Annotated in this window: 26 protein-coding genes and 1 tRNA gene; 8 read left to right on the forward strand and 19 right to left on the reverse strand. The window is 58.4% G+C overall.

From position 1 onward, the window contains the following. Window positions 1-101 precede the first annotated feature (101 nt). Window positions 102-1,439 carry a tRNA(Ile)(2)-agmatinylcytidine synthase gene (locus EA472_RS18100; protein ID WP_124192913.1) on the forward strand — a complete coding sequence of 446 codons (1,338 nt, stop codon included), beginning with the start codon at window positions 102-104 and terminating at the stop codon, window positions 1,437-1,439. A gap of 172 nt (window positions 1,440-1,611) precedes the next feature. Here the strand turns inward: EA472_RS18100 and dcd are convergent, their stop codons facing one another. After that, the gene (gene dcd, locus EA472_RS18105; RefSeq protein WP_124192914.1) at window positions 1,612-2,214 is read right to left on the reverse strand and encodes a dCTP deaminase; all 603 of its coding nucleotides are present in this window, start codon (window positions 2,212-2,214) and stop codon (window positions 1,612-1,614) included. A gap of 151 nt (window positions 2,215-2,365) precedes the next feature. Here dcd and pth2 point away from each other — a divergent pair, with 151 nt between their 5' ends. After that, entirely contained in the window at window positions 2,366-2,704 is a 339-nt protein-coding gene (gene pth2, locus EA472_RS18110) for a peptidyl-tRNA hydrolase Pth2 (protein WP_124192915.1), read from the forward strand. 151 nt (window positions 2,705-2,855) lie between these two features. Here the strand turns inward: pth2 and EA472_RS18115 are convergent, their stop codons facing one another. Both EA472_RS18115 and EA472_RS18120 read right to left on the reverse strand, forming a co-directional pair. Then, window positions 2,856-3,230, reverse strand: coding sequence for a DUF7344 domain-containing protein (locus EA472_RS18115; protein WP_207891182.1), 375 nt, complete (start codon window positions 3,228-3,230; stop codon window positions 2,856-2,858). 158 nt (window positions 3,231-3,388) lie between these two features. Next, window positions 3,389-3,652, reverse strand: a complete 264-nt coding sequence (locus EA472_RS18120; protein WP_243637896.1) for a hypothetical protein — start codon at window positions 3,650-3,652, stop codon at window positions 3,389-3,391. Between the two features lie 93 nt (window positions 3,653-3,745). On the opposite strand from EA472_RS18120, the gene truD reads away from it, so the two are divergent. Beyond that, a complete protein-coding gene (gene truD / locus EA472_RS18125) occupies window positions 3,746-5,083 on the forward strand; it encodes a tRNA pseudouridine(13) synthase TruD (RefSeq protein WP_124192917.1) in 1,338 nt (445 codons plus the stop codon). A 12-nt stretch (window positions 5,084-5,095) separates the two neighbouring features. On the opposite strand, the gene EA472_RS18130 is transcribed toward truD, so the two are convergent. From EA472_RS18130 to EA472_RS18150, 5 genes are all read right to left on the reverse strand, one after another. Next, complete coding sequence (locus tag EA472_RS18130; RefSeq protein ID WP_124192918.1) at window positions 5,096-6,337, reverse strand: RNA-guided endonuclease InsQ/TnpB family protein; 1,242 nt, start codon at window positions 6,335-6,337, stop codon at window positions 5,096-5,098. A 142-nt stretch (window positions 6,338-6,479) separates the two neighbouring features. Then, window positions 6,480-7,121, reverse strand: coding sequence for a 30S ribosomal protein S3ae (locus tag EA472_RS18135; RefSeq protein ID WP_124192919.1), 642 nt, complete (start codon window positions 7,119-7,121; stop codon window positions 6,480-6,482). Then, complete coding sequence (locus EA472_RS18140) at window positions 7,114-7,446, reverse strand: KEOPS complex subunit Pcc1 (RefSeq protein WP_124192920.1); 333 nt, start codon at window positions 7,444-7,446, stop codon at window positions 7,114-7,116. Before EA472_RS18140 ends, EA472_RS18135 begins: the two co-directional genes overlap by 8 nt. Further along, on the reverse strand, window positions 7,443-8,678 hold the full coding sequence (locus EA472_RS18145) for an exonuclease (protein WP_124192921.1): 1,236 nt from the start codon (window positions 8,676-8,678) through the stop codon (window positions 7,443-7,445). Before EA472_RS18145 ends, EA472_RS18140 begins: the two co-directional genes overlap by 4 nt. Before the next feature lie 9 nt (window positions 8,679-8,687). Next, on the reverse strand, window positions 8,688-9,158 hold the full coding sequence (locus tag EA472_RS18150) for a 30S ribosomal protein S15 (RefSeq protein WP_124192922.1): 471 nt from the start codon (window positions 9,156-9,158) through the stop codon (window positions 8,688-8,690). 261 nt (window positions 9,159-9,419) lie between these two features. On the opposite strand from EA472_RS18150, the gene EA472_RS18155 reads away from it, so the two are divergent. From EA472_RS18155 to EA472_RS18170, 4 genes are all read left to right on the forward strand, one after another. Then, window positions 9,420-9,491 (forward strand) — tRNA-Ala (locus EA472_RS18155). Between the two features lie 597 nt (window positions 9,492-10,088). Then, entirely contained in the window at window positions 10,089-10,979 is an 891-nt protein-coding gene (locus tag EA472_RS18160) for a hypothetical protein (RefSeq protein WP_124192923.1), read from the forward strand. 541 nt (window positions 10,980-11,520) lie between these two features. Further along, a complete protein-coding gene (locus EA472_RS18165) occupies window positions 11,521-11,949 on the forward strand; it encodes a DUF6884 domain-containing protein (RefSeq protein ID WP_124192924.1) in 429 nt (142 codons plus the stop codon). 41 nt (window positions 11,950-11,990) lie between these two features. Continuing rightward, entirely contained in the window at window positions 11,991-12,701 is a 711-nt protein-coding gene (locus tag EA472_RS18170) for a hypothetical protein (RefSeq protein ID WP_124192925.1), read from the forward strand. A gap of 69 nt (window positions 12,702-12,770) precedes the next feature. On the opposite strand, the gene EA472_RS18175 is transcribed toward EA472_RS18170, so the two are convergent. The 4 genes from EA472_RS18175 to EA472_RS18190 form a co-directional block, all read right to left on the reverse strand. Continuing rightward, complete coding sequence (locus EA472_RS18175; RefSeq protein WP_124192926.1) at window positions 12,771-13,073, reverse strand: hypothetical protein; 303 nt, start codon at window positions 13,071-13,073, stop codon at window positions 12,771-12,773. A 62-nt stretch (window positions 13,074-13,135) separates the two neighbouring features. Beyond that, entirely contained in the window at window positions 13,136-16,498 is a 3,363-nt protein-coding gene (locus EA472_RS18180) for a helicase-related protein (RefSeq protein ID WP_124192927.1), read from the reverse strand. After that, window positions 16,491-20,636, reverse strand: a complete 4,146-nt coding sequence (locus EA472_RS23070; RefSeq protein ID WP_124192928.1) for an Eco57I restriction-modification methylase domain-containing protein — start codon at window positions 20,634-20,636, stop codon at window positions 16,491-16,493. The genes EA472_RS18180 and EA472_RS23070 overlap by 8 nt, the downstream gene beginning before the upstream one ends. Window positions 20,637-21,054: 418 nt before the next feature. Beyond that, a complete protein-coding gene (locus EA472_RS18190; RefSeq protein ID WP_124192929.1) occupies window positions 21,055-22,152 on the reverse strand; it encodes a hypothetical protein in 1,098 nt (365 codons plus the stop codon). A gap of 112 nt (window positions 22,153-22,264) precedes the next feature. On the opposite strand from EA472_RS18190, the gene EA472_RS18195 reads away from it, so the two are divergent. After that, complete coding sequence (locus tag EA472_RS18195) at window positions 22,265-22,528, forward strand: helix-turn-helix transcriptional regulator (RefSeq protein ID WP_124192930.1); 264 nt, start codon at window positions 22,265-22,267, stop codon at window positions 22,526-22,528. Between the two features lie 13 nt (window positions 22,529-22,541). On the opposite strand, the gene EA472_RS18200 is transcribed toward EA472_RS18195, so the two are convergent. From EA472_RS18200 to EA472_RS18235, 7 genes are all read right to left on the reverse strand, one after another. Continuing rightward, window positions 22,542-22,760: a hypothetical protein gene (locus EA472_RS18200; RefSeq protein WP_124192931.1), complete on the reverse strand. Its 219-nt coding sequence runs from the start codon at window positions 22,758-22,760 to the stop codon at window positions 22,542-22,544. A 2-nt stretch (window positions 22,761-22,762) separates the two neighbouring features. Beyond that, window positions 22,763-22,993: a hypothetical protein gene (locus EA472_RS18205; RefSeq protein ID WP_124192932.1), complete on the reverse strand. Its 231-nt coding sequence runs from the start codon at window positions 22,991-22,993 to the stop codon at window positions 22,763-22,765. A 33-nt stretch (window positions 22,994-23,026) separates the two neighbouring features. Beyond that, the gene (locus EA472_RS18210) at window positions 23,027-23,251 is read right to left on the reverse strand and encodes a hypothetical protein (RefSeq protein WP_124192933.1); all 225 of its coding nucleotides are present in this window, start codon (window positions 23,249-23,251) and stop codon (window positions 23,027-23,029) included. A 277-nt stretch (window positions 23,252-23,528) separates the two neighbouring features. Next, a complete protein-coding gene (locus EA472_RS18220; protein WP_124192935.1) occupies window positions 23,529-23,711 on the reverse strand; it encodes a hypothetical protein in 183 nt (60 codons plus the stop codon). Next, the gene (locus tag EA472_RS18225; protein WP_207891183.1) at window positions 23,704-24,105 is read right to left on the reverse strand and encodes a DUF6166 domain-containing protein; all 402 of its coding nucleotides are present in this window, start codon (window positions 24,103-24,105) and stop codon (window positions 23,704-23,706) included. The genes EA472_RS18220 and EA472_RS18225 overlap by 8 nt, the downstream gene beginning before the upstream one ends. Further along, window positions 24,102-24,488, reverse strand: a complete 387-nt coding sequence (locus EA472_RS18230) for a hypothetical protein (protein ID WP_124192936.1) — start codon at window positions 24,486-24,488, stop codon at window positions 24,102-24,104. Before EA472_RS18230 ends, EA472_RS18225 begins: the two co-directional genes overlap by 4 nt. Further along, window positions 24,485-24,982 carry a hypothetical protein gene (locus EA472_RS18235; protein WP_124192937.1) on the reverse strand — a complete coding sequence of 166 codons (498 nt, stop codon included), beginning with the start codon at window positions 24,980-24,982 and terminating at the stop codon, window positions 24,485-24,487. The genes EA472_RS18230 and EA472_RS18235 overlap by 4 nt, the downstream gene beginning before the upstream one ends. Between the last annotated feature and the right edge of the window lie 486 nt (window positions 24,983-25,468).

Below are 25,468 nucleotides of genomic sequence, written 5' to 3' on the forward strand. Positions count from 1 at the left end.
GTGGAGGTATACTTAAATAGAAGTTCTCTTCCGTCGTCCGCTCGATCGCGACGACCGCACGTCCCGAAAGGGGTTACTCGTCTCGTCCACAACGGTCGACGATGACCGTCGTCGGACTCGACGATACCGACTCCCGCGAGCACGGGATGTGCACGACGTACGTCGCCGCGCGGATCGCAACGCGCCTCGAGCGCGAATCGCGAGCGACGAACGGCGACGGAGACCGCTCCGTCGCCCGCGTCCTGCTCGTCCGCCTGAACCCTGCGGTCGAGTACAAGACCCGCGGGAACGCCGCGCTCGCGATCCACACGGAGTGCGATCCCGATCTGGCGTTCGAGCTCGCCCGCGACCGCCTCGAGTCGCTGGCCGAGACCGTCGACGAACGAACGAATCCCGGCCTCGTCGTCGCCGACCATCCGCTAGAGCGGACCGACGCGGACGAGGCGGCGGACGAAATTCCCGAGGACGTCGGGGAGTTCGCGCGACGGGCGATCCGCGACCACCTCGAGATCGACGAAGCCGTCGCGACGATCGAGCGCCACGGCTACCGATCCTGGCACGCCGGCGACGGCCGCGGACGCGTCGGGGCGCTCGCGGCGATCGGTAGCTGGCGGGCGCTGTCGGAGTGGACCTACGAGTGCATCTCCTACCGCGCGGTCGATCGGTGGGGGACGCCCCGCGACGTCGATCCCGAGAGCGTCTTCGCGGCCGCCGACGCGGGCTACCCTGAGGCGTGGGATACGGTCGACCGCGGGGAAGGCGAGACCGTCTGCGTCCCGCACACGCCGGGTCCGATCCTCCACGGAATTCGCGGCGACGACCCCGACACCGTGCGGGCGGTCGCGCGTCGAATCGACGGCGAGGCGGTCGCCTCGAGCCGGCTGTTCGTGACCAACCAGGGGACGGACGTCCACCTGCGAGACGGCTCGATCGACTCCGTCGAGGACGGGCGCGCGTATCGACTCGACGGCCGGGTCGCGAGCGAGCCAGAGACCCGCCGCGGCGGCCACGTCTTCGTCGATTTCGAGGCGGAGCCGACCCACGGCGCCGAGGACAGTCGCCTGGAGTGTGCGGCGTTCGAGCCGACCAAACGGTTTCGCGACCGGGTTCGTGCGCTCCGCCCCGGCGATCGGATCACCGCCTGCGGCGAGGTCTCCCGGGGAACGCTCAAACTCGAGAAGTTCGCCGTCCGAGACCTCGAGACGATCGAGCGCGTGACGCCGACCTGTCCCGACTGCGACCGGACGATGGAAAGCGCCGGGCGCGGACAGGGCTACCGGTGTCGAGACTGCGGGACGTCTGCGGCGGGAAAGGAAACGATCGACGTCGACCGCGACCTCGAGTCGGGGTGGTACGAAGTGCCGCCGTGTGCGCGTCGCCACGTCGCCAAACCGTTAGTTCGTGGTGGTTTCGACGCCCCGGTTCATCCCGAGCGATGATCGCCGTCCCCGTCGATCGCCGTCCACCCGTCAGTCGAAGGCGCGACGGTGCGGACGGGACGACGAGACGGACGGCGCGAGAGAGTGGGACGACGAAGCGAGCACCACGACGGTGAGCGACACGACGTGCGAGTCGGACGGTCGAGTGCGATTCGTCTCCGCGGTTCGTCGATCAGTCGCCTCGCTCGAGCTGATCGCCGCCGAACTCGTCGTCGCTCTGGATGCGGGAGGCCTGCGGGCCGTCCTGGTCCTGGTACTTCGAGCCGCGGCCGCTGCCGTAGGGTCGCTCGGCTTCCGTTTTGAGTTCGGTGAACGTGAGCTGGGAGATTCGCATTCCGGGCGTCAACGCGACCGGTGCGGTGCCGAGATTCGACAACTCGAGGGTGATCTGGCCGCGATAGCCCGGATCGCACAGTCCCGCGGTAGCGTGGACCACCACGGCGAGCCGTCCCAGCGACGACCGCCCCTCCACGTGTGCGATCAGGTCAGCCGGAATCTCGACGCGCTCGTGGGTCGTTCCCAGCACGAAGTCGCCGGGATGGAGGATGAAGTCGTCGCCGTCGTCGACGACCGTCTCCGTGACGTACTCGTCGACCTCCCGTTCGGAGTTCGGGTGAATGCAGGGGATGTTCGTCCGCTGGAACTCGAGGAACTCCCGTCCCAGTCGGAGGTCGACGCTCGCCGGCTGAATCTGTAGCTCCGGATCGTCGAGGGGATCGACGACGAGATCGCCGTCCTCGAGGCGGTCCAGAATGTCCGCGTCGGAGAGGATCATTACGCGGGCAGTCGCACCAGCGTTCGTAAAAGGTACCGAAACGTTCCGAGCCCTGCTCGACGGTATCGAAACGTTCTCGATCCTCGAGATCCCGTCACGGTAGCCGCGGCGGATCATCGGGATTATACGCCGCCGTCGCGTCGGTCCCGCCATGAAACAGGCCATCGTCGCTCGTACCGACGTCGGGATGGGCCAGGGAAAACTCGCGGCTCAGGTCGCACACGCGTCGCTGTCGGCGTACGAGAAGGCCGACACGCAGCTTCGCGACCAGTGGAAACGAGGGGGACAGAAGAAGGTCGTCCTGAAAGGCGAGAGCGAACGCCAGCTCCACGAGCTCTCCGAGATTGCAGAGCGCGACGGAATTCCCACCGCGCTCGTCCGAGACGCGGGTCACACGCAACTCGAGCCCGGCACCGTTACCGCCCTGGCGGTTGGCCCCGCCGCGGACGATCGCGTCGACCGGGTCACCGGAGACCTATCGCTGTTTTGAGCGGCCGACTGCGCGTGCGGACCGGACGACGCGCTCGCCGATCGGCGGACGACGCGCTCGTCGGGTGGTGATAGTAACCGAATTTGAAGCGATTCGGCGCGGACTATCGTCGCCGTGTCCTCCGGACGGACGTTCCGGTGATTCTCCCCCGTTACCGATCCGGTCCGGCGACCGATTCACTCGAGTCGGCCAGGCGTAGATACGGCGCGACGACGGCTCGATCGATGGCGAGCGAGACGAGTTCCGTCTCCGCGTCGTAGGCGACGAGTCCGACGTCGGTCAGCTGCGGGAGATGGTTGTGATACAGGTCGACGAGAATTCGCTCGTACCGGTCGTACGACGGCTCTCCCTCCTCGAGGGCGACGAACTCCGCGACGTCACCGAGCGGGATCGCCGCCGGTTTCGCCGCGAGATAGTCGAGCGCGCGCTGGCGTCGATCCGACGAGAACGCGCGAAAGAGTTCCGTCGGCGTGATCGCCGGCGTGCCGTCTCCACCGTCGTTCGGATTCCGTGTCTCGGGTTTCATACTGACTCCGTACTTCACCTACGCGGCTCCCGGTGCCGACTCGCCTCGCGTGCCGACTTCAGCGGAGTACGAGTACCGATTACCGGGAAGAGCCATAGCTTTTGTTGTATCGATCTACTTGAGAAACAAACAGTCGACTCGACTGACTGGTACGCGTCTCACTCCTCGAGAAATCGCGGATCGTACCCGGAGCCGTCGCTCGAGTACCGCTTTTCGACCGTCACCGACCAGTCGGGTGCGTCCGCGACCGGCGTTGGCACGTCCCAGGTGTCTTCGATTACCGCACCGCGTGCGAAGGAAGTCGTGATCAGTTCCACGAGTTCCCGTTCGAATTGCTCGGTCGCTTCGGTCGGGTCCATCCGAGAGGGATTCGAGTTCATGAGAGCGTGCGAGAAACCAAGGGACACCTGATCTCCTGTCATCGAGAGGTCACCAGCGATAATAACCGTGTCGCCGAATCCCGTCGCCGAGAACGAACCGATTTATGCCCGGCGAGCGAATCGCCGTCACCCAGTATGCGTCCGGCACATCCCACGGAGCAAGCCGTCGGCATGGAGTACTACGTCAGCGACGTCGACGGCGTCGGCGGTCGCCTGCGCGCGAACGACGACCACTTCCGGGTTCGCGAACTCGAGCGGTTCTCCACGGAGCCGGTCGACGCGCCGACGGACGCCTACCCGCACCTCGTCGTTCGCGCGACGTTGCGGGGCTGGGACACGAACGACTTCGCCGCACGGCTCTCCGACGCGCTCGGGATGTCCCGGGAGCGGGTCGACTGGGCCGGCACGAAGGACAAGTACGCCGTGACGACGCAGCTGTTTTCGATCTACGGCGCGGAGCCGGCGAACCTGCCGGACGTCGACGGCGCAACGATCGAGGTCCTCGGCCGCGCGGGACGGGGACTCGAGTTCGGCGATCTCGCGGGCAACGCCTTCGAGATCGTGGTCAGCGATCCCAACCGACCCGACCGGGCCCCCGAGATCACGGCCCAACTCGCGGCGTTCGGCGGCTTCGACGACGGGTCCGCGGTCGGAGTTTCCAACTTCTTCGGCCAGCAGCGATTCGGAAGCCGTCGGCCGGTCACCCACGCGGTCGGCCTCGAGATCGTTCGCGGCGACTGGGAGGGGGCGGTCATGGCCTACCTCGGGAACCCAACCGCCGCCGAGCCGGAGGGAACTCAGCGGGCCAGGGCGTTCGTCGAGGAGACCCGCGACTGGACGGAGGCTCTCGAGCGGTTTCCAAACCGACTCCGGTACGAGCGATCGATGCTCCACGAACTGGCCGACGCGGGCGGCGAACCCGACGACGAACGGTTCCGGGCCGCCCTCGAGCGCCTCCCCTCGAATCTCCAGCGGCTGTTCGTCCACGCCGCCCAGTCGTACGCGTTCAACCTCGTGCTCAGCGAGCGACTCGAGCGCGGATTGCCGTTCGACCGACCGGTCGCAGGCGACGTCGTCTGCTTTGTCGACAGGGACGCTCCCGACGGGCTCGAGCTTCCCGATACGGACAGGCTCCAGCGCGTCGACGACCGACGCGTCCGCTCGGTCACTCGCCACTGCGAGCGCGGCCGAGCGTTCGTCACCGCCCCGCTGGTGGGCACCGAAACCGACCTCGCCGACGGCGAACAGGGCGAGATCGAACGCGAGGTGCTCGAAAACCTCGGAGTCGAGCCCGACGACTTCGAGTTGCCCGGAGAGTTCCACTCGAGCGGCACGCGTCGGGCGATCCTCGTTCGCACTGACCTCGAACTCGGGACCGACCCCCTCGAACTCTCGTTTTCACTGCCGAAGGGATCGTACGCGACCGTCGTCGCCCGGGAGTATCTGAAGGTCGATCCCGTCGACCTCGGGTGAATCACCCCGAGGTCAAGCCTCGGGGCTTCCCGTTTCTACGACGTGACTTGCAGACACTCGCTGGAAAGTAGCGGCATCCACAGCGGTCACAGTCTCCACGGGCGTAGATTCGGGCCATCCCAGCCCTAATTCAGAAAAGCCCCGTTGCAACACGTTCATCGCCGCGTTCGCGTCCCTATCCGTTTCAAACCCACACGCTGGACACAAGTGTTCACGAACCCAGATAGGCTTCGCCGTCTCCACACCACAACACGCACACTCTTTCGTCGTTCCACAAGTAGGTACTTTCACAACGTGCGTGCCGTACAAATCACCCTTGTATTCGAGTAGCGTGATGAACTGCCGCCACGCGGCATCCTGCTTGTTCCGAGCGTTCCCGTCGCCCTGAAGCATTCCAGCAACGTTGAGGTCTTCAACGAACACAGCGTCGTACTCTCGCACGAGCCACGTCGTCAGCTTGTGCTGGTAATCCAGCACCTTCCGCCGAATCTTCCGCTTCACCTTGGCGACTTTCCGACGCTGTTTCTCGTAGTTCTGACTGCCGTGTTCTTTCCGCGAGAGTTTGCGTTGCTCGCGGTGTAATCGCTCGTATTCGTCTCCGAGGTCGAGCCAATCCACGGTATTACCGTCGCTGGTGTGGATGTAGTTCAGGATTCCAAGGTCGATTCCCACACTGTTGCTTGCGTCGAGCGTATCTATCGAGGGTTTCTCTGGGACGTGTTCCTCATCGGTGTTGAGGCTGAACGAGACGAACCACTCACCAGTCACTTCCTTTTTCAGCGTGACTTCTTTGATAGTAGCGTGTTCGGGGAGTGGTCGGTGGTAGCGAATTTTGACCCAGCCGATTTTGCTGAAACGCACGTACGCATACCCGTCGCGGCCCCTCTTGTTATCGAGGTCGAAGCCAGACTGATTGTACGTGACGCTTCGGTACTCACTGGGGGCTTGCCGCTTGAGCCATCCGACGTTGTATCCCTTCTCTTTTTTCTTGCGAAGGTTCGAGAGGTTGTCGTGGAAGCGTGCGACAGTGGCTTGGGCGGCTTTCGAGTGAAGCTCTGCGAATACAGGCCACTGTCGTTTCCACTGGGTGAGCTTCTTGTTTTGCGTGTACTCGCTCGGCTTGCCATCATCGGGGCTGTTGGTGTAGTCCCATTTGACGTGGTTGTAGAGTTGGCGATGAACGTCGATGTGATGTTCAGCAGCCATCGCTACCTCGTCGCTTGGGTAAGCGCGGTAACGGTGGCTGTGTTCCATCGCTGTCTGTTGGTTAGGGAATGTGTCTATTTATTGGTTTGTATTCGGGTTGCCTATCGGATTCATCCCGAGGTCAAGCTTCGGGGTATTCTCCTGTGCCGCTGATAAACCGCGAAAAACGAACGAATATCGTCGAAACGGATTAGTCGTCGGTCGCGACGTCCCCTTCGTCGACGTCGACGGAGGTCGCTTCCTCCTCGGCGACTTCGTCGGGATGAGCTTCGAGCGTCGCTTTCTGAATCTCGACGCGGCGAAGCGGGTAGATCGTCTTCGACTCGCCGTAGATCGCCGACGAGAGCCGTCCCTCGACGATGCTCGAGATGAGTTCCTCGAACGTGCGTTCGGCCGCGGCGTCCTCGACCATCTCGACCATCGTCTCGCGGATGGCCTTCTCCTGGCTCGCGTCGGCCTTCTTGGTCGTGAACGCGACAGGCTGAACCTGCACGCGGTAGTCGTCGGTCGTGAGGACCGTGACGTACGCTTCGATCTTCGACGCGCCGCGACGGACCAGCGATCGCAGGTAGTCACGCGTCAGCGAGTGCTCTTTGAACTCGGTGTAGGCGGCGTCGCTGCCGACGTCGGTCACCTTGAACGTGAGCTTGGTGTTGTTCTCGCTGGCGTTGTTCGTCAGCTCGCCGAGCGTCGTCTCGATCGTTCGGTCGTATACTTTCTCCGGTTCGTCAGCGGGGGTCTCTCCAAGTTCCTGGCGATCGAACTGCTCGGGTGCCAGAATGGTGTACCACCGCTTTTCCTGTTTCGTGCGTGAAACTGATCGTTCACTCATCGTGTAGTTGTGTCGTGTTCTGTTTTGGGTCGGACACAGCTCCCGTGTCCGTCAGTTGATCGCTCTGTTCCGCTCGGCCGGCGTGTGCGACGTCCACCGCGACCGCCAGGTTGACCACGTAGTCGTCGACCGTCGAGTGCAGGCCGGTCGTCGAGTCGCGCTCGATGCGCGTGACGACCTCGCCGCCGCGTTCGTCGTCGTCCGACGCTCGCTCTTCAGCCGACTCGACGACGGTCTCCATCTCGTCGGTATTGTCCGGGCCCAACGCCCGTGCAACCAGTTCCGGATCGTCGTGGATCGTCCGGATCGTCGCGCGTCGACTCACGGTCGATCCACCCCGCGTACCGCGGCGACGACTGCGGACTCGTCGACGCTCGAGCCGTACCGCAGGTAGCCGCGGCGGCGACCGACGTCGTACTCGACGCCCGTCGGCCCGTCGTCGTCCCCGCGATCGTCGGAGCCGTCGTGGCCGCCCTCGAGTTCCCGAGCGATCCGTTCGACGACCGGGCCGAGCGACCGGTCCTCTCGGATCGCGATCGCGCTCTCGGCTTCGCCGACCGCGAGAACGGTCGGTTCGGGCGACCGGTACGAGACGGCGATCCGCGCGACCGCCTCGACCGGCCCGCCGTCCACGTCGACGACGAACAGCCCGTCGTACCGGCCCGTCGACGCTCCGGCGAGCGCCTCGTGGGCGGCGCGACCGTACGCCCGCCAGGCGGCGAGCGTCGGCTCGCGAGCGTCGTGGCCCATCGACAACGCCGCGCCCGTTCCCGGCTCCGTCCGGGCGGCCGCCTCGAGTACGTCGGCGTAGCCGCCGAGCGTTTCGAAGGGTGCCTCGGGGGTCGCGTACGGCGACAGTGCGTCGCCGATCGACCGGGACGCCACCGTCGCCGCGTCTTCGTCGCCCACGGCGTCGAGGGCGACCAGCGAGCCGATCGCACGCCGGTCGTCCTCGTCGAGTTCGTCCGTCGACTCGATCGCGACTCCGAGCGTCGCAATCGCCTCTCGTGCAGCGTCCGGATCGCCCGACCACGGGGCCGAAAGCCGCGTCGAGTGGGCGATTCCGTCGGCCGGATCCCCGGTCGGAACCGCGACGCCCGGTCGCCGCTCGACCAGCCCGCGCTCGCGAGCCGTCTCCAGGAGCCACTCGCTTTCGCCCGCACCGGGCTCGACGCCAGCGGCGACCAGCCCGGCGAGTGCGAGCACCGGATCGGGCGTCTCCTCGAGGTCGCGAACGAGGTCGACGGCGGCGAGCGTCGCGGGCCGGTCGCCGCCGGCGTCGATCCGGCCGACGTCCGCGTCCGTCGGACCGATCGCGAGCGTGAGGTCGCGAGCGCCAGCCGTCTCGGCCGCCGCCCGAACGCGTCGCGTCCGTTCTGCGACGGTCCGGCCAACGGTCACCTGAAACGGCGTTCCGCGGGCGGTGAGCGCCCTCGCGACGAGGCCGCCGGCCGCGAGCGCGTCGCCGTCCGCTCTCGCGACGAGCCGGACGAAGCCCGCGCTCTCGAGTTCGGCGGGGGCGTCAATCGCGTCCGTGGATCGGCCGTCGGTGGACATGCGGATTCGTCAGTCTTCGTCGAGGATCTCCTTCGCCACGTCGTAGGAGTACGTGAAGTCGGGTTCGAGTTCGTCGCCTTGGTAGTAGTTGACGAGTCGTCGAACCTTCGATTCGGTGTTCTGCAACGATCGCTTGTTCTGGTAGTCCTGCGGGTTCGCCTGGACGTGCTCGCGCAGACGCACCGCACGCTCCATCAGATTCCGAAGATCCTCGGGAATCTCGGACGCTGCGTCGTTCTCCTCGAGGATCTCGGAGATCTTCTTTCCGGTCGCAAGTTTGACGTCCGGAACGGGCGTGCCGGTGACACCTTCGTCACGCAGCTTGATCCCTATCTGGCTGGGATCGTGGCCCTGTTCCGCCAGTTCGACGACCCGCTGTTCGATCTGCTCTGGGTCGACGTCGCTCCACTCCGGTGGTTCGTCTGCCGCCGGCTTGTCCGAACCGGACGAGCCGCGGCGGCGGGTGTGCATTCGTGCCATTGGTCGAGGATAGGAATCGCACTGACCGCTCGAGACGTGCGACAGTCGACTTCCGACTGTCGGTGCACTTCCGCAATCCCAAGCCGCCCGAAGCCGGGCGACGAGTCAGATTTGCGGCCGTGCGCTTCCCACCGACGCTTTCACCGGCGCGGACTAAAACGTTGCCATGTGGATTGCTGCTGGAGTGTGACGTCTTTCTCACTGGCTCGAGCGTTTCGAGGGGTTTATTTATGCTCCCGGAAAAGCAGTGAATGCCGACGAGGGCTCGTAGATCAGAGGTAGATCACTCCCTTGGCATGGGAGAGGCCCCGGGTTCAAATCCCGGCGAGTCCATGACGCGAGCGCCTGAGGCACATTTGCCAGACGGCGCAGGTTCTTTATAACCGATACTCCTCCCTGGAGCTGTGAGTTGGCGCGTTTTACCGGCAACCGATTCCGGCCAGAGTTGGAGTGCTTCCATAGTACCGTCCGCTCCTGCTTGCGGTTACAACATGGGATACTCAACCCAAATCCATAGTAATACCGAAATATGGGTCTGATGAGTCCACTTTTCACATGTTACACACTCCGTCAGCATGACCTGCACTGTGTTCTATCCAACTCCGCGTGATCCTCTTATTAGCCTACTTCTGTCTCAGTGCAGCAACTCGTTGGCTTGTCGTGAAGCGTGTCCAGCTCACGCTGAACGTCAGATTCGCGAAGAGATGGTTGGGGACTAAAACCGTGAGGGACGCTTCTTGGAGCGATCGGAGGTGAGGCCGTCGCCGCTGTTGGCATCGACCGGTCGTATCATCTGTGTCTGTTGGTTGTTGAAGCTCTACCCGAAGATCCCCCATGGGGGCAGACAGACCACTGAACCGCTGCTCTGCTACTGACGTAGACACATCATGACGGGAAACTTTACAATAATCGACTGAGGAGTACCGGACTATGAGCCTCACAAAGTTTTACCACTACAACATTTGGATCGCAGGTGACGATGGTCGAAGACTGAACCCCATTGAAGTGATTGATAACGGTGCTTTCTCTACCGATCTATATCGCATACCTAAAAGTGGTGACAGGAACTATCATGCTCAGTACCGTGAAGTCGACACTAATCTCTACTATGGGGTTATTATCAGAACCAAAGATGAGGATGACTTTGTCAGACTTTCACCAGATGGCCGCCTTGGGCCGTTGTCGGAAGCGACCGAGGATAGGGGAGAAGCGGGAGACATAGATTATGATTATGTTGATTTCGCCATACGTGTTGATGGTACAAAAATTGATCTGTTGATCAAGGTTGGATTTCAAACACCAGGTATTGGCATTGTAAGGGATTATCTGGAAGAGCATATCGAATTTGACGACGAGTTTGATATTGAGCACGAAACGGACCTCCGTGATTTCGACGACGACAAAGTAGAACGGCTATTGGATAGCACTCTTAAGAAAGTCGAGATCAGTTTCAAGAAGAATCCACAAACATATCCTGAACTCGATCCCGACGACACGATTCGAACGTTGATTGACGATAGCTATCGATTGAAGATTGAGGCAAGTCTCCATCAAGACAAAAATGCTGATGCAACTCGGGTTGACGAGTTCGTGAACCACTTTAGTTCCATATTGGGAGTTAATGAAGATAGCGCCGAACAGTCTATCTCCCAAATCGACTTCCCCCGAATCATGCACACTTTCCGTATTGAGGGCGTAGAGTCGGATGACGAAGAGATCGAGGACAACCTCGCCGACATCGTCAAGAAGGAGGAGATCGATACATCCGGTTACGGGATCTTCGATCCTGACCTGGGAGAGGAACTGTGTGAGCGTATCTAACCACCCATGACAAAGTTTCATAAGTTTACTCCCCGTGTTATCTCGGAAAGAGATTTTATGGGGTCAGGCCCAGTCGGTGACCTAAAGAGAGATATAGTATATTCTTTTGTTCTGTCTATAGCTGGGCTCTCACTGTTGTTTTACGCCGGTATTCCATTAGTTCCATTAGAAAATATAGATGCGATCAATAGAACGATTACAACTATCCTTGGACTACTATTCCCCGTATTGGCGATCGTCTATACATTTGGTTTCAGAGATGATAACCGGGCTATCAAGGAACTAAAGCGGGTTGGCAAATTTGATGATGTAGTCACAATCTTTACTCTATCTATTGCCAGCATTGGGGCTATCTGGATCTTTACGTTCGCTATCACGGTGTTTGAAATCCACACCCTATTCAGCTGGGAAATCCAATCAGTATTCGCGTTTACCGCCATTTTCGCGTTCATCTTTGTGATCCTGAGACTTTGGCGGTGTTTTCAGATATTTGTATTACTGAACAAAGCGATTAAGGCCAACGAGTGAAGAAACGGCCCTAATGACCGAAATAGGCTTGGTGAGTTGTACGAAAAGCAAACGTGAGCAGGCCGTGAGGCCCGCCGACCTCTATATGCCGTCGACGTTCTTCCAGAAGGCGCGTGAGTACGTCGAAGCCAATCACGACCGCTGGTACATCCTCTCCGCAAAACACCACTTGCTCGATCCGTCAGGCCCGCCTATCGAGCCCTACGATGAAACGCTGACGGGTGCACCGGTTGCCCGGAAAAGTGAGTGGGCTGAAACAGTGTATGACCAGCTCGAAGCCGAAGGCGTACTTAATGCCGACAACCAACTCGTGTTTCACGCAGGACGCGACTACTACAGCGAACTCATCCCATTGTTGGACGATATGCCTGTTGGTGTCGAAACCCCGACCGATGGCCTCCAGTTCGGTGAAACGCTCGCGTGGTACAACGAACACCTCTGAGAACCCGGACGATTTTGTGCCCCAGCTTCGAACTGGGTGACATGTCACGTCATTCAGATCTTGACAGACTATACGATCTTCTCGACCAGCTCGAAGCGAAGGTCGGTGGTAAGCAGCGACTCAAGGACTGTACGGGCTACATGGACTGGCCGGAGCGCGGCGTGTATTTCTTCTTCGCCAAAGATGAGACGCGAAATTTAGCTGACCAGCTTCGACTCACCCGGATCGGCACACATGCAGTGTCCTCGGGTTCGGGTACATCGTTGTGGAATCGACTTCGGACACACCGCGGAGCGAACAGCGGAACCTACGAAGGCGGAGGGAATCACCGTGGCTCGGTCTTCCGCAAGCGAGTCGGAGAGGCGATGATCGAACGCAACGGTATTCACGACGAGTATCCGCACTGGGGCGACGGCTCCAGCGCCGACCGAGATCGTCGACTTTCGGAGTTAGAACATGAACGTCGCGTGAGCGAGTATATTCGCGACCTCCCCTTCCTGTGGGTCGACGTCGACGACGAGCCAAGCTCGCAGAGTGATCGGGCCTACATCGAGCGTAACGCGATCGCGCTGGTCAGCAACTACCAGAAGGACTCTTTCGATCCCCGGAGCGATGGTTGGCTGGGGCATGACAGCCCCCGTAGTGAGATCAGCGACTCAGGCCTGTGGAACATCAACCACGTCGAAGAGCAGTACGACCTCGGGTTCCTGGACCGATTGGCTGACGCCGTAGAGAAGACATCTGGCCTCTGATCTCCTATGGTCTGGCCGTCGTAGCGTTCTCTCGGGAGGCTGTTGGCACGAATCGTTTCAGTACCGGTATCATTGGTTTTGAATCATTCGGCCGGGAGTCAACCACCACTCCTTGGACTCTTCCTGTTGGGCAACACACCACTCGAAGAGTTCCTGCTTCAGCTCATCTGAGGTGGGGCCGAGCAGCCGTCCGAGACGACACCCGAGATTATCCCACGTAAGATTCGTAAGCTCTGGATCAGCGTTGTACCGTGAGGATTCGTCTTCACCTTTCACTGCAGCACCCCATCCACGCTTGAACGCACCTTGTCGGTCGGAACCCGGATTCTCTTGTCGATTATCGTCTTCGTAGTCAATCAGGTTTGATGGCATACGGAACTGTTGGATAGTCAAGGTTCATAACTTTCCCGCCAGCACGCGCCTCTCTTCGGAGCCTACGTTCCAAACGTCACCTGGCTCATCAGCTGGGGCCGGTCGTCTTCTTCCTCGTCCTCTTCGGGCGCAATGACCATCCAGCAGATCAGTTTGACCTCGTCTTCCTGAATCCGCGGGAGAGGGTCCGGGGCCTCGAACGGCTGGAGGCCAAGATCTTCGACCTTCTCGACGAGTTGCCTGGATTTCTCGACCGGCGCGAGCGATTCGTCCTCGTATATCTCCCGCAGCTCGCGTTCGTACCGACGACCCCATGGAGCCTCAACAGCCTCGACCGTCTCCCGAAGCTTGTCTTGGGTCATACCGTCTGGCCAGTTTTCCCGCAAGTGCTTGGCGACCTGTTTGAATAATGGGCGGACCTCAGGCTGAACTGCCAACGGATCGGTCTGCTCTTGCCACTGTGCATAGATGTCTGCACGGGCTGTCTCCCACGCATCATACACGCGGTCACGCATCGAGTCCGGGAGGGTTCGTTTCGTCTCCTCGGTACACTCTATTTGTTTCAGACAGGTGAGCGTGTCCTGGACGATCTCGTCTTCTTCATCGTCAGTCTCCTCGTGGAGGAAACGCATGAACACCTCCTCCCCAACCCGAGCACAGAAGAAGTACCCAGGCATGTCGCCCACGAAGCCGGAGCCAGCTGCCCACGGAAGAGAGGTGACCTGGTCTTCTCGCGTCTCCAGTCCCTTTCGGAGTTCCTGACGGTACTCCTCACCGGAGTAGGCGGCCGCAGTCCCGCCACCCTCCTCGTAGAAGTCCCGGTCCTCCTCCTGAATCGACCCGATGTCCTCGACACGCTCAGCAAAGTTCTGGTTCAACGTCTCCATGTCGGGGATAACGCCACTGCTCACACCGATCGACCGGGCGGCTTGGGTGAGTTTCTGACGGACGCGGTGTTCCAGCTCAAGGAGGTCATCGAGGCGATCCTCCGGAAAGAACGTGATGGGATAGATTTTCGAGTGTGGCGAGTTCACGCGGTCGATACGCCCGTTTCGCTGAACGACACGCATCGGGTTCCACGGAAGGTCGTAGTTGATGACCGTCCGGGCTTCTTGGAGATTGACACCCTGGGCGAGCACATCAGTCGAAATCAGAATGTCGAACTCGTCAGTCGCATCCGGCGGAGCGTCGCCAGAGTTCGGCGCGAAACCGTGAACTGCCTTTTCTCGTGTCACACCGTACTTCGACCCGTCTCCACTAACAGCCGCGATCCGACCTTCGTAACAGGATAGCTCTTCGTCGTCCCTGACAGCCTCTTCCAGATACTCGTAGATCCAGTCGACAGTGTCCTCGTAGTACGAGAACAGCAGCACCTTTCGGTTTTGGCGGAAGGCCGCTTCGACACCCTCGTCTGATACCTCCTGCGATTGGGCATCCTCACGCGCCTCTGAGACGACATCGTGGAGAGCATCCCGGAGAGCGTGGAGTTTCTCGTCGTCGTCGCGCTCAACCTTGCGTGCGCCGTCTCGCCACCGTTCGAGTATCTCGATGTCGTTCTCTAAGTCCGCACGGAGCTGCGCAGGATCAGCGTTGACAGCATTGAGCGGGATATGGCCGTCTGAGGCGTCACCGAGCGTCTCGTCGAACGCCTCGTCACTGTCCATCTCCACCCATTCATCAATCGCATCTGGGTCGGGGAAGCGCCCTTCTTCGATAAGTCGGAGAGCGGCACGATTTTGCGCCACCATCCGGTCGAGCGTGTTGGCGAAGGCGTGACTCGACGACTCGAATCGTTTGAGCAGTCCCGTTCGGAGCAGTCCAACGAGGGAGATCTCTGAGCCGTCTTCCTCGCCTTCGAGGTAGTAGGACGGTCGATAGCGGGCCAGCGTCAGCTCGGACTCGTCACGGTCGCCTGCGGCCAGTCCACGGGCAACGTCCTCGAAGTAGGCGTCTCCGAAAGTCTCGGAGAACGTGTAGTCAACTCGTTTGGGGTTGGGATCGGGGAAGTTTACCCGCACCGGCCCCTCGTCGGTAGGGATCGTCGCATCTTCGTAGTGGTTTTTAATGAACCGCCGCGTCCGCCGCACGGTCGTCTCGTCGAGGACATCGAACAGCATATCGGGGCTGAGGTCCGAGGGATCCTCCGACTGCGCGGTCTTGAACCGCTCACGGAGCGACCGAATACCCTCGTTGGCGAATGCCGCGTCGTTCTTGATGAAGTAGTTAAGCAGGTAGTATAGGTCCCACAGCGAGTTGTTCACCGGCGTTGCCGTGAGCATCACTACGTCCTTCGGCGGGTCGCCGCGTAGGAGCGTCCGGAGTGCGTGGGACTGTTGCGTACCTGGATTTCGGAACGCGTGAGCCTCGTCGATGACGATCAGCTGGTACTCGTCGACTTCAAGATCCAGTACGTCGAGATCACCGCCAAGTTGCTTCTCGCGGCGAAGTTCCGCATACGACACCGTCTCGAACTGAATGCCCCACTCGGAGTCCTTCCGCGTCCACATCCCGTCCCGGAGGTAGGCGGGTGCCACTACCAGCGCACGCTGTCTGTTCTGTTGGACGTACTGGCGGAGGAGTTCACCCGCGATGTACGTCTTCCCGAGGCCGACTTCATCGCCAACGATAACGCCGCCATGTTTGTCGAGGAAACGGTTCGCTCGCCGTACAGCGTCCTGCTGAAAGTTGGTGAGATGAATTCCACCATTTTCCTCCTTTTCCTCCTCCAGCTCGTCGCTGTATCTCTCGTACAGGACACGCAGGTAGATGAGATACGGATCATAGGGTTCGAAACGTTCCTCGTATAGGGCAGCGAGGTCGAACTCCTGGCTTTCGGCCCAGAGGTCGTCGAACCACTCCTGTACTCGGCCCGTAACGTGTGGGTTGTACGCGCCGATGTTCAGCTCCAGATTCGAGTTTAGGCCTGCACCCGTGAAATTCGACGACCCCGCGATGACGCCTTGATGGTCGGAGAACAGGTATGCTTTCCCGTGAATAAACTGATTTTCGTGGCGGCGGACTTCGACACGATCACTACGTAGGAAATCGACCAGATCTCGGAGATTTTCGTCGACCTCGCGGGAGAACCCGAGCAGGTCACGGTCGCGTTTGAGGTTGAAATCAAGCGTCTGAAGCGATTCGTTGATACGTTTCTGATTGTATTCCTCGTCGCGTGGTTCGCCGGGCTGCCGCCAGCGTTCTGTTCCCTCATTTCTCGGTTGTGCTCCAACTAAGAGCCGGACTTGGTCCACGTGTTCGAGACCATCGGAGACCGAAAAGTACCCTCGCGGATTAAAATATCCCGTAACGATGTCGAGATCGGGGTTGTTAGCGAGCGTGTCGTCAAGATCGCTGAGGTAGACGTTGATCGCTGTTGACAGGGTGTTGCCATCTCGGTTGTCGACGAACTGCGGTTGCTCAGTCATCGTTTCGTGTGCCTGCCTTTTGTTCCTCCTCGCGGTTAGCGTGGTCGAGGTCAAGTCTGTCGGCCCAGCTCGCGTAGTAGTCGAGCACGCGGTCTAAGCGTTCCTCGTAGTCCCATCCATCGTGGAACGTCTCGAAGATGATCTCGACGTGTTCGCGGGAGAGTCCATAGAGGTGTGCGACGACAGCATCAAGCTCGTAAATTTTGTCTATTTGATCTTTTTCGTCTAATGTTCCGTATTCTACTCCCACAGACTGGGCCCACTCAGCGTACCGATCATCTTTAGCTGCAAGCTGTCCTGATAGCTCAACGACTCGCTGACGTAGCTTAGAGTCTTTTCCCGGACGTGGTACTGGCAGGGCATTAAATATGAAAAAGCTGACATGTGATTCGACAAAACACCGACTATACCAGTCAAGAGGGATCGAGTTCAAAATACCAAGTAGATACGCTTCATCTCTTTCATCTCCTCTTGGCCAGAGAACATAGGGGGCTGTATTTGTAAGGGGCGTTTCTGGCGGAACAAGTGAAGCCAAGACCGTTCGTTGATTAGTTCTCTGTGTTGCATCCCGGAACGCAATTCGGGACGAAAGACAGGGTAGCGTACTAATATCATGCACCCAATCTTCGGAAAACTTCACAAAGGCTGAACGGCTGCCAGCATATCTGTATGAGTTTTCCCTACTCTGCTGTAAATAATCAACTACTGTGTCTGGGTCTGCGTAGCCAAATCTGTCTCCGGTATCATTCACCCATAACTGGGTGTCTGGTGGATTAATAGAACCACCATCAAAGACTGGCCAGTAGTTTTCAGGTGGATCATCCGTTTCGTGTATTATCTTTGTTCCATCGTCCTTTGTTTTATCATTAGTTTCGTGAAGCTCGGCATATGGTCTTGCAAACCATTCCCCACCCTCATAATTTAGATTGGGATGATCATTCAATTGTGCAAGAACTCTAATCGAGCGCGGTTCTGGTGGTAATAGTGGGAAAGACGCTTTTTCTGTCCAGTTTTTCACACTATTAACCGAGAATATGTGGGGATCCGATTCAATACCTTGTTCATATGCACCTTCATTGGGGTAAGGACCCCTAATCGGTACATTCTGTCCTTTGATTCCCTTTTTGAATGATAGCAGCCCTATTGTCATCCGATTTCCGACGCTATTGAATGCCCATTCCGATCTATTTTTGAGAAATGTAACATCATTTATAACAGACTCATCGAGGATTTTCTTTCTGTATTCCTCAGATCCAGACACGAGAAAAGCACTTCGTGGAAGGACAATTCCAACACTTCCTTCAGCATGACAGAGGGTCCAGAACCGCCAATAAAACGCCTTATAAGTATCTGGATCACCCTCTCCCATACCAGGATATGGTCCCTCTCTTAGGATTTCTCGGCGCTTTCTTTGCTCTCTACTTTCGCTTTCAAATTTCTTTGCTAATTCGGGACGCTCTTTCTTGAGCCTGTCAATAATCTCTTCCTTATTTCCTCCATGACTTTCTTCACGCTGGAGTCCTGGTTCGTAGCGGGTCCAGAATTCATCTTCTTCTAACATCGCCTCTTCCCACGGGGGATTTCCTATGATTGCATCAAATCCTGCGTTATCTCCATCAAAAACTTCCGGAAACGCAGCGGGAAAATGTAGAGTATCCGTTGACTCCAGTACTTGCTGTGCTTGTAGATAGCTATCGTGCTGAGTTATATCAATATCCATATTCGAAACTGGGTCTGTATCGATTTCATCATCAATCCGAGATGCTGCCAATATATCGAACCGGGAACGGACCTGTTGTAGCTTATCTTCAATCTCCGCGCGAGTCTCACGGGCCTCCTGTACCTGCTCGGCACTGGCATCAGCAAAGTTACCCAGTTGGTCGATGTCATCACGGATCTCCTTCATTACACTCTGTCCACCAGTAAACATCCCCAAAGACGATTGCTCGACATCAAGAATCTCTGTTACCTCATCTAGGGTACCAATTCCTGCCAGAGAATCACCAGTCACGAGGTTGTAGTCGAGAAACGTGAGTGGAAGCCCTGGAACGAACGTATGAACCCAGATGGATAATCGGGCAAGCTCGGTCGACAGTGGGTTAAGGTCAACGCCGTAGATGCATCGTCGGGCGACCTGACGCCGCAAGAGCTGTCCACGTTCAACTGGCGGTGCATACTCCTCATTCTCAAAGGCCTCCAACGCCGCATCTTCCAGGTTGTCAAGTTCGTCCTCAACAGGCGACAGTGGTTTTTCAGTCAGATACGAGTAAAGACGTGACTCGATTCGGTCGACAGCCCCAACGAGAAAGTGTCCCGACCCCATCGCGATGTCCGAGATACGGAGGTCAAAGAACGCATCTGCAGCCGCATGCTCTCCTTCCTCTTCACGGAGCCGGTCGATTCGTTCGAGGTGATCATCCAGCGCAGGTTCCAGCGAATGATCGAGAATGTGTTCGACGAAACGAGACTTCGTGTAGTATGTTCCAGTCGCTTTCCGTTCACCGGACTGGCCGTGGAGGTAGACCTCTCCTTCGCCAACGACAATGTCATCGTCATCACCTAATGTCTGCTGGCCATCAGAGTTGATTGGGACGTAGTGTCCATCGTTATCGGTACTGAGCGGTTGTTCGGCCAGTGATAGCTCGGACTCAAGCAGGCCCTCATAAATTACACCAAATTCGCGGACACCGATATTCCGGAAGTCAACAGGTCCCTGATACCCGTCGCCTGTCTCGTCGATCAACAGATTCGCCAGCACCGGTCCAAACTCTTCATTGTTGAGCCGAATGTCAGCCAGCTTCGAACCCGCCTCGGAGATGTCCTCATCCTCGGAGAGCAGCCGACCGTCGTAGGCTGGAAGTCCCAGCTCATCGTGACCATGGTGGACGGCCCGCGAGAGATGCATCACGTCATCCCAGTGGTCGTAGAACGCCGCATCAAAGTCGCCGTCGTCCTCGATGAAGTCATGCAGGTCGTGGGCCTTCTGCTTCAGCGAGTTCCGGTCGTACCGCTCGTTACGTCGTCGCGGAAGGAACTCTTCGTCCTCAGCATACGCGATGAATAGTAATCGATAGAGCAATACTACGGTCATTTCGTACGTCTCGTCCAAGTCCTCTTTCGTCGGGTTGTTGAGGTCGCGAGCGCGGGCGATCGCCTCCGCGAGGTCCGGGACGACGTCGTCATAGATCCGCTCGCGGAGACGTTCCCCGAGGGCCGCCGCGTAGTCCTTCGACCGCTCCATAATGTCATAGAGCATGCCGTCCTCACGGAGCGCGTTCGCGGAGAATAGCAGCCAGAGATACCCCGCCTTCTCGTCCGCGAGCAGGCTTGTATTCACTTCGACGTAGGTGTCGGTTCGACCGCGAGAGCCGAACCCAGCGTCGGGATTGGTGGTGTATAGTCGGAGCGTTTCGCCGCTGCTCCCGATGACGTATTCGAGGTTCCGTTTGGTGGCCTCGTTAAGTGCGTAGGCGACCGGTGTCGATTCCCCTACGAACCGCTCTTGCTTGTGATCGAATGATTCGTCTTCTTGAAGGAACATGGCTACGGCGCGCTCGTGCCCATCGCTCGTGTCCTTCAGCAGATACCCTTGTCCGGGAAGATCATCAATTTCGTAGTTGAGACCCTTGATCAGCTCTCGGGGATCGTCGTCAAGTGCCTGCAGGGCGCGTTCGGTCGCTTCCTCCCAGTCGTCTCGGTCGGGGACGCCAACCTTCAGCTCGTGTGTCGAGAGGAGGCCCTGATTGCGGAGTCCGGTCAGTTCCTCGTCAAGCTGTGGGAGCATCTCGGTGAGGAAACGCTGAGCCGCGTGTCGGTCAGGCTCGTCGAGAGCCGTGTCACAGACGCGGTCTGCTTGCCCACGGTCGACATCGCGGTAGACTGGTGGTTCTTCGCCACTCGGCCCGCATAGCCCTGCGTAGCCGTCGTAGAGGGCAACGACGAGGATCGGGTTTACTCGTCCCCCACGTCGATCTTTGTACGCATTCTGGAGGAACTCTTTGGTCGGTCGTTCGCCGTGATCGACGACAACGACCTCCAGCGCGCTTGATCCATTTCCTTGATAGAACTTGAAATCGCCTCCAGCCGGATCGTCAGCCCATGGACGGCCAGAGCGCGATTCGAGAAAATCCGAAGCCATATCAACGGACTTGGAAGACTGGGGACATATATCTTGGTAGTTTGGCCTCAGTTGACGGTGGATTTGCTACCTTGTCCCCGACGCCCGAGCAATCGTATCTGTTGGCACTGTCGCGACAGGATCAATAATCCGGTTCCGAGTCTCGGGGCCGCACATACATATGGGGGCATACATACGTACTGGCCGTCTCGGAAAGGCGGTAACGGCCGAGTTCAACTCGACCGGCACATGACCTCTGATCCGACTGACGCGGTTGCCCTAACGCCGGACAGCCCGATCACGTGCATCCCACCCGGAGCGCACCGTAGCGGCGAATAGCCGCCCGATGCCTTCCTACCCATCCTACGGCCCAGCCACCACCCCGACCAGTTCACCCTCGCAGGTTGGCCGTCGTCGCCGTTTTTGTTGGTTGACACAGCTACTCGAATAGCTCGTGACCGGCGTACTCTTCAATAGCACGTGGATGCAGGAATTGTACCAGGTCGACCATCTCCTGGGCTAACTCGCGGACCTCGATGTCGTTTCGATCCACTTTGACGTCTCTATGTAGGACACCCATCGATCGGCTGGGATCGTCTATCATATCGTATCCTTCCAACTCACCAATATTTTCGGCAAGGAATCGGCGGAGCTCCTCGTGTTGATTCGATTCTGCGTCCCAAATGTTCACACGGAATCGTACCACACCCTCCTCTTCGATGAGCGGCTTCATCCCATATTTCAGTGGTTCCGGGTGATCTGGGTGATTCGAACCAGTGCCCATCCCCCGCTTTTCGGTCGCCCTCGCTATCTGCTCTTTATCTTCTATATGTAAGTCATCATTTAATTGCGGGTAAATGTGGTCTCGTACAGTGATAATGAGATCAGAGTAGTCTTCGGCGTTGCTTGTGCTCGACACTGTACTGGTTGGCTCTTCACTCAGCGGCCGCCGAATGTTCTCGGTCAAGAGGAGTTCAACTTCACTTTCCGAATAGACACTGTACTCAACACAGATCACGTCGATGTCGTGCTCTCGAAGAAAGTCGGCCATATTCAGTGAAACGTCGCGGAACTCCGTGCCCACCAAGATCAGCCGCTGGTTGTCGTTGAAATCATCTTCGTCGACTGTGTCGTCCAAGCCGAAATACGTTCGGTGGCGATCACGAAGTGTTATATCACCATCAAGTGGCTGTTCTGGCCCGTACTCACGTACGAACTCGCGATACCGCTGGTTCAGCTGTTCATAATCTTCTTTCCGGATGCCGCTGGCGTACTCAAGAGCTTGAGCGGCGATCTCGCGTGGGGCCTTCCCACGTTTGAGCTCGACGATTACGGTGTTCCCCTCCTCATCAAGGCCCAATATGTCGAAGATACCGCCCTCGTCTGGGGTCCCCTGACGCCCGATATACATCACGTCAACACCACCGATCGTTGCCCCATCCGTGCGTATGAGCCGTTTTTCGAGGTTTGCCTCCTTGTCAAACTCTGACTCCGGGAGCCGCTTGAGATCTTCCTGCTCCACCATGTAGACTTCCATACACTGCGAGTCTAACTCCATACATATCAATCTGGTTAACAGGATGGTATTTTAGACCGGTCTGTAAAATTGCTTATATAGCATACACAGACCGGCCAGCAAAACTCGGGTGATGGCTCTGGTTGATGAGCGGAAAGTTGATGTCCTTGTCTATCTCTACGAGAACGGTCCAGGCACCGGATATTCAATTGCGGCGAGTGATGATGTAGAGTACACCAAGGGATACATCTACGATGTTCTTGGCGAGCTGGAAGACGAAGGGATGATCGAAGTTGCTGACCGAGAATCCGAAGGGCGTAAACGGGTCACCTACCAGCTCACAGAGAACGGAACACTTCTGCTGCGGGCACTTGATCGGGTCTCATCCAAGGGGTGAGAGAACCCCACAGCTATAGACGGTCGTGCAGAACGTTCGTGATCTTGCCTTCCAGCGGAAGTAGGATCCCCAGCGATTCCACATCGTCGTCGTCATACGACAGCTGAACCCCCTGGGTCACACGGTCGTGCATCGCCACCAACTGGTCTGTCTCGATCTCACGTAGGTCAGTGGGCATCTCATCGCCGCAAACATTGGTCACTACCTCGTGCTCGCGATCGGTCAGTTCCATACTCACCCCTCTGATAGTGGTCGAAGATCTCGCCATCGGAAGTGTTCAGTCTCTCCGTTCTCGAACTCAATGCTGAACAAGTACGAGTCGCGCACATCGCCGGTAACTGCGTCTGCGTCGTCCTCGATCAGGTCGATAACCTCGCCCGTTCGGTCGTGATACAGCTCAAAGTCGGGATCACCTTTGTCCGGGATGTCGATGCGGACCCGGTCCCCGACCTCGAATCGTCTCATCGACGTAACCATCACAGGGTTGGCACCTGTTCGTTACGGTCCAGACCACTGGTCGCCCATCTCGCGGGCACGGTCGTCGACGTCGTCTCGATGGTCGACATCAGCCAGCAACACTCGACCCGTCATCTGCTCCCAACCACACCGTTCGTTGCACTCGTAGTAGACCTTCCAGCTCGACGCTTCCTCCTTCGTACCATAGACCAGTGAGGCACCGCAGTCAGGACACGTCGCCGTGTCGTGTTTCTTGAACGTGATCATTGCTCTATCGGGTGACTCCGATCCTTCACGTGAACGCCAGCAAGTCGGTGACTCCAGAACACGGCCTCGACGATCACCTCGTCAGCTCCTTCCGTTCCAGGGTCCACCGATTCGGGACAACACTTCATGCACCAGGTCCGTCTCGGTATCCAGCTGCCCTCGTCGTACCATGTCGCGTACATCGAGACTTTGTCGCCGTGTTGAATTCGTTTGTTGCAGCTATCGCAGATGTGGCCCGTCTGGACACCGTTGAGCGATGCTGCGGGATCAGGGCGGCTCATTCGTCGATTTCCTCCAGTTCAATCCCGATTGCTTCAGCTGTGTTCTCGAAATTCTCTTCGCTCACTTCGATCGCTGTCTCGACGTACTCTTCACGTCCTGTCTTCTCACCGACGAACCGGAAGATCGGATACCATTTGCGGAACCACCACATCATGAGGCGGATGAATGGCTCAATCATCGGCATTCACCTCCTCGTACCATGCGCCGAGATCGGCCGCGCGGAGTGTCCATCGCCTCTCACGGAGATTAGCTACGACATCTCGCTTGAACCGCTGGTAGTGATCACAGGCGGTCTCATCGTCAAACGCGTGCGCGAGCAACGCGATTGCCAGCTGTGCAGGACCCGAACCACCGTATCCCCACTCGTACCCGCTTCTCGAAACCGACAGTAGATCATACCTGAAGTCGAGCGGCTCGCCGTCGACGGTAACGGTACACTCTTTGCCAACCGGTGCAGTCGGGTCTCGATAGCCGTGGTAGACTGTTTCCGCCGAATCGGTCGTTACTGAATGCCGTGGCTCGGTACTTTGGGTGCTCGAACCCCTGGATTCGGCCCCGACATCGTTGCTCATCGTTCCGCCACCTCCCGGAGACGGTCGACCGCGTCTTCGAGCTCGGTGGCAGTCTCACCTAACTCGTCAGCGGCCTGTTTCAGTTCCTCGGCGTCTTGCTGGATGTCGTCAGCCTGCTCACTGAGCGATTCTTCGAGTGCCTCGATGTCGACTTGTCCGACCTCAATTCTCACTCTGCGTATGTGTTTACACTCCCTCACTTCGTCTCTGTAGGTGAAATCTGGGCACTCGCACACGGGCTCGCTCAGGTCCACCATATAGGCTCGACCTGACTGGCTGGTGACCTCGAAGAGCGCATCACCCTCCTCGATGACCGTCATATGTTCGCTCGCGGCCCGCAGCGTCCGGGCGTCGACCTCGGGTTGAACGGATTCCGAGCTCACGCCCCGTCACCTCCGTCTTCGCGGACTGGAACCCAGACGGGCTCCTTCGAGGAGTATTTGAGCTGTCGCTCCAGGTGTGCATCTTCGTCGACGAGGTCGATCGCCTGTTTGGCGGCTTCCAGGGTCAGTGATCCCGACCGGAACGTGTGGCCCTGTTCCAGTGTCGAGGGATCGGTAGTAAGCCGCACGTCGACGACCGGGCCGAATGACCGTTGGTTGACACAACCCGCCCGACTGGAGAATGGTCCGCGTAGCGTGATTTGCCCGCCATCGACCATCCTAATGGTGAAACACCGTCCTGCGTAGCCACCATCGTTTCCTTCCCCACTCCACGTGTAGTATTGAACAAATCCATCGTGGATCGCACAATAGATCCGGTCCTCGTGTTCAAATCGAAGTTCGTCTCGCGACGGGATCTCATCGACGACCACCTGAAGCTGTGGATCGTTTGCGACTTCCTCTTTCCAGTCGATACTGGCGTCCTCGATGATCACGCTTCATCACCCCCGCACGAATCCGGTAGGTCGCGTTTCTGCAAGACCTCGACACCGCACAGGGTGCAACGATAGAATGATTCGAGGTACTCCAGTTGCTCTGGATGTCCTCGGTGGGGGTCGGGATGCTGACCTGGAACCCATTCCGTCTTATCAATCACCAGATGCGGACCAACCTGTTCTGCATCTGGATGTCTGTCCGATAGCGTTTCCACTCTTGAGCTCGTATTCGACATTGGCTTCTTGCCTCCATCAGGAAGCCTACCGAGTCCGGTGCGTCACCACCGGGCCTTTACTCCGGTACCGTTTGTCCAGAGCTGTAGCTCCTCGTGTAGGTTTTCCCTATATATTGATAGGGTTATCCGTCTTTAGCTAAGCGAGAAACCACGTGACAGCGGCGGCTTATCGAGGCATCTTTTCGAGAGGAATGAGGAGGCGACGAGTGTGCACAACGAAGCCTCCTCATCTCGGATTATGCGTCGGCTC

The organism is Natrarchaeobius oligotrophus (assembly GCF_003841465.1).
GTDB lineage: Archaea > Halobacteriota > Halobacteria > Halobacteriales > Natrialbaceae > Natrarchaeobius > Natrarchaeobius oligotrophus.

Excerpts from the sequence above, each read along its gene's own strand:
- EA472_RS18175 (WP_124192926.1), bottom strand. The coding sequence starts at position 13,073 with ATGCCATCAAACCTGATTGACTACGAAGACGATAATCGACAAGAGAAT.
- EA472_RS18100 (WP_124192913.1), top strand. The coding sequence starts at position 102 with ATGACCGTCGTCGGACTCGACGATACCGACTCCCGCGAGCACGGGATG.
- EA472_RS23070 (WP_124192928.1), bottom strand. The coding sequence starts at position 20,636 with ATGGCTTCGGATTTTCTCGAATCGCGCTCTGGCCGTCCATGGGCTGAC.
- EA472_RS18220 (WP_124192935.1), bottom strand. The coding sequence starts at position 23,711 with ATGATTGAGCCATTCATCCGCCTCATGATGTGGTGGTTCCGCAAATGG.
- EA472_RS18170 (WP_124192925.1), top strand. The coding sequence starts at position 11,991 with ATGTCACGTCATTCAGATCTTGACAGACTATACGATCTTCTCGACCAG.
- pth2 (WP_124192915.1), top strand. The coding sequence starts at position 2,366 with ATGAAACAGGCCATCGTCGCTCGTACCGACGTCGGGATGGGCCAGGGA.
- EA472_RS18195 (WP_124192930.1), top strand. The coding sequence starts at position 22,265 with ATGGCTCTGGTTGATGAGCGGAAAGTTGATGTCCTTGTCTATCTCTAC.
- EA472_RS18200 (WP_124192931.1), bottom strand. The coding sequence starts at position 22,760 with ATGGAACTGACCGATCGCGAGCACGAGGTAGTGACCAATGTTTGCGGC.
- EA472_RS18115 (WP_207891182.1), bottom strand. The coding sequence starts at position 3,230 with ATGAAACCCGAGACACGGAATCCGAACGACGGTGGAGACGGCACGCCG.
- dcd (WP_124192914.1), bottom strand. The coding sequence starts at position 2,214 with ATGATCCTCTCCGACGCGGACATTCTGGACCGCCTCGAGGACGGCGAT.
- EA472_RS18150 (WP_124192922.1), bottom strand. The coding sequence starts at position 9,158 with ATGGCACGAATGCACACCCGCCGCCGCGGCTCGTCCGGTTCGGACAAG.
- truD (WP_124192917.1), top strand. The coding sequence starts at position 3,746 with ATGCGTCCGGCACATCCCACGGAGCAAGCCGTCGGCATGGAGTACTAC.
- EA472_RS18225 (WP_207891183.1), bottom strand. The coding sequence starts at position 24,105 with ATGAGCAACGATGTCGGGGCCGAATCCAGGGGTTCGAGCACCCAAAGT.
- EA472_RS18120 (WP_243637896.1), bottom strand. The coding sequence starts at position 3,652 with ATGACAGGAGATCAGGTGTCCCTTGGTTTCTCGCACGCTCTCATGAAC.
- EA472_RS18165 (WP_124192924.1), top strand. The coding sequence starts at position 11,521 with ATGACCGAAATAGGCTTGGTGAGTTGTACGAAAAGCAAACGTGAGCAG.
- EA472_RS18130 (WP_124192918.1), bottom strand. The coding sequence starts at position 6,337 with ATGGAACACAGCCACCGTTACCGCGCTTACCCAAGCGACGAGGTAGCG.
- EA472_RS18210 (WP_124192933.1), bottom strand. The coding sequence starts at position 23,251 with ATGATCACGTTCAAGAAACACGACACGGCGACGTGTCCTGACTGCGGT.
- EA472_RS18135 (WP_124192919.1), bottom strand. The coding sequence starts at position 7,121 with ATGAGTGAACGATCAGTTTCACGCACGAAACAGGAAAAGCGGTGGTAC.
- EA472_RS18160 (WP_124192923.1), top strand. The coding sequence starts at position 10,089 with ATGAGCCTCACAAAGTTTTACCACTACAACATTTGGATCGCAGGTGAC.
- EA472_RS18180 (WP_124192927.1), bottom strand. The coding sequence starts at position 16,498 with ATGACTGAGCAACCGCAGTTCGTCGACAACCGAGATGGCAACACCCTG.
- EA472_RS18190 (WP_124192929.1), bottom strand. The coding sequence starts at position 22,152 with ATGGAAGTCTACATGGTGGAGCAGGAAGATCTCAAGCGGCTCCCGGAG.
- EA472_RS18205 (WP_124192932.1), bottom strand. The coding sequence starts at position 22,993 with ATGAGACGATTCGAGGTCGGGGACCGGGTCCGCATCGACATCCCGGAC.
- EA472_RS18145 (WP_124192921.1), bottom strand. The coding sequence starts at position 8,678 with ATGTCCACCGACGGCCGATCCACGGACGCGATTGACGCCCCCGCCGAA.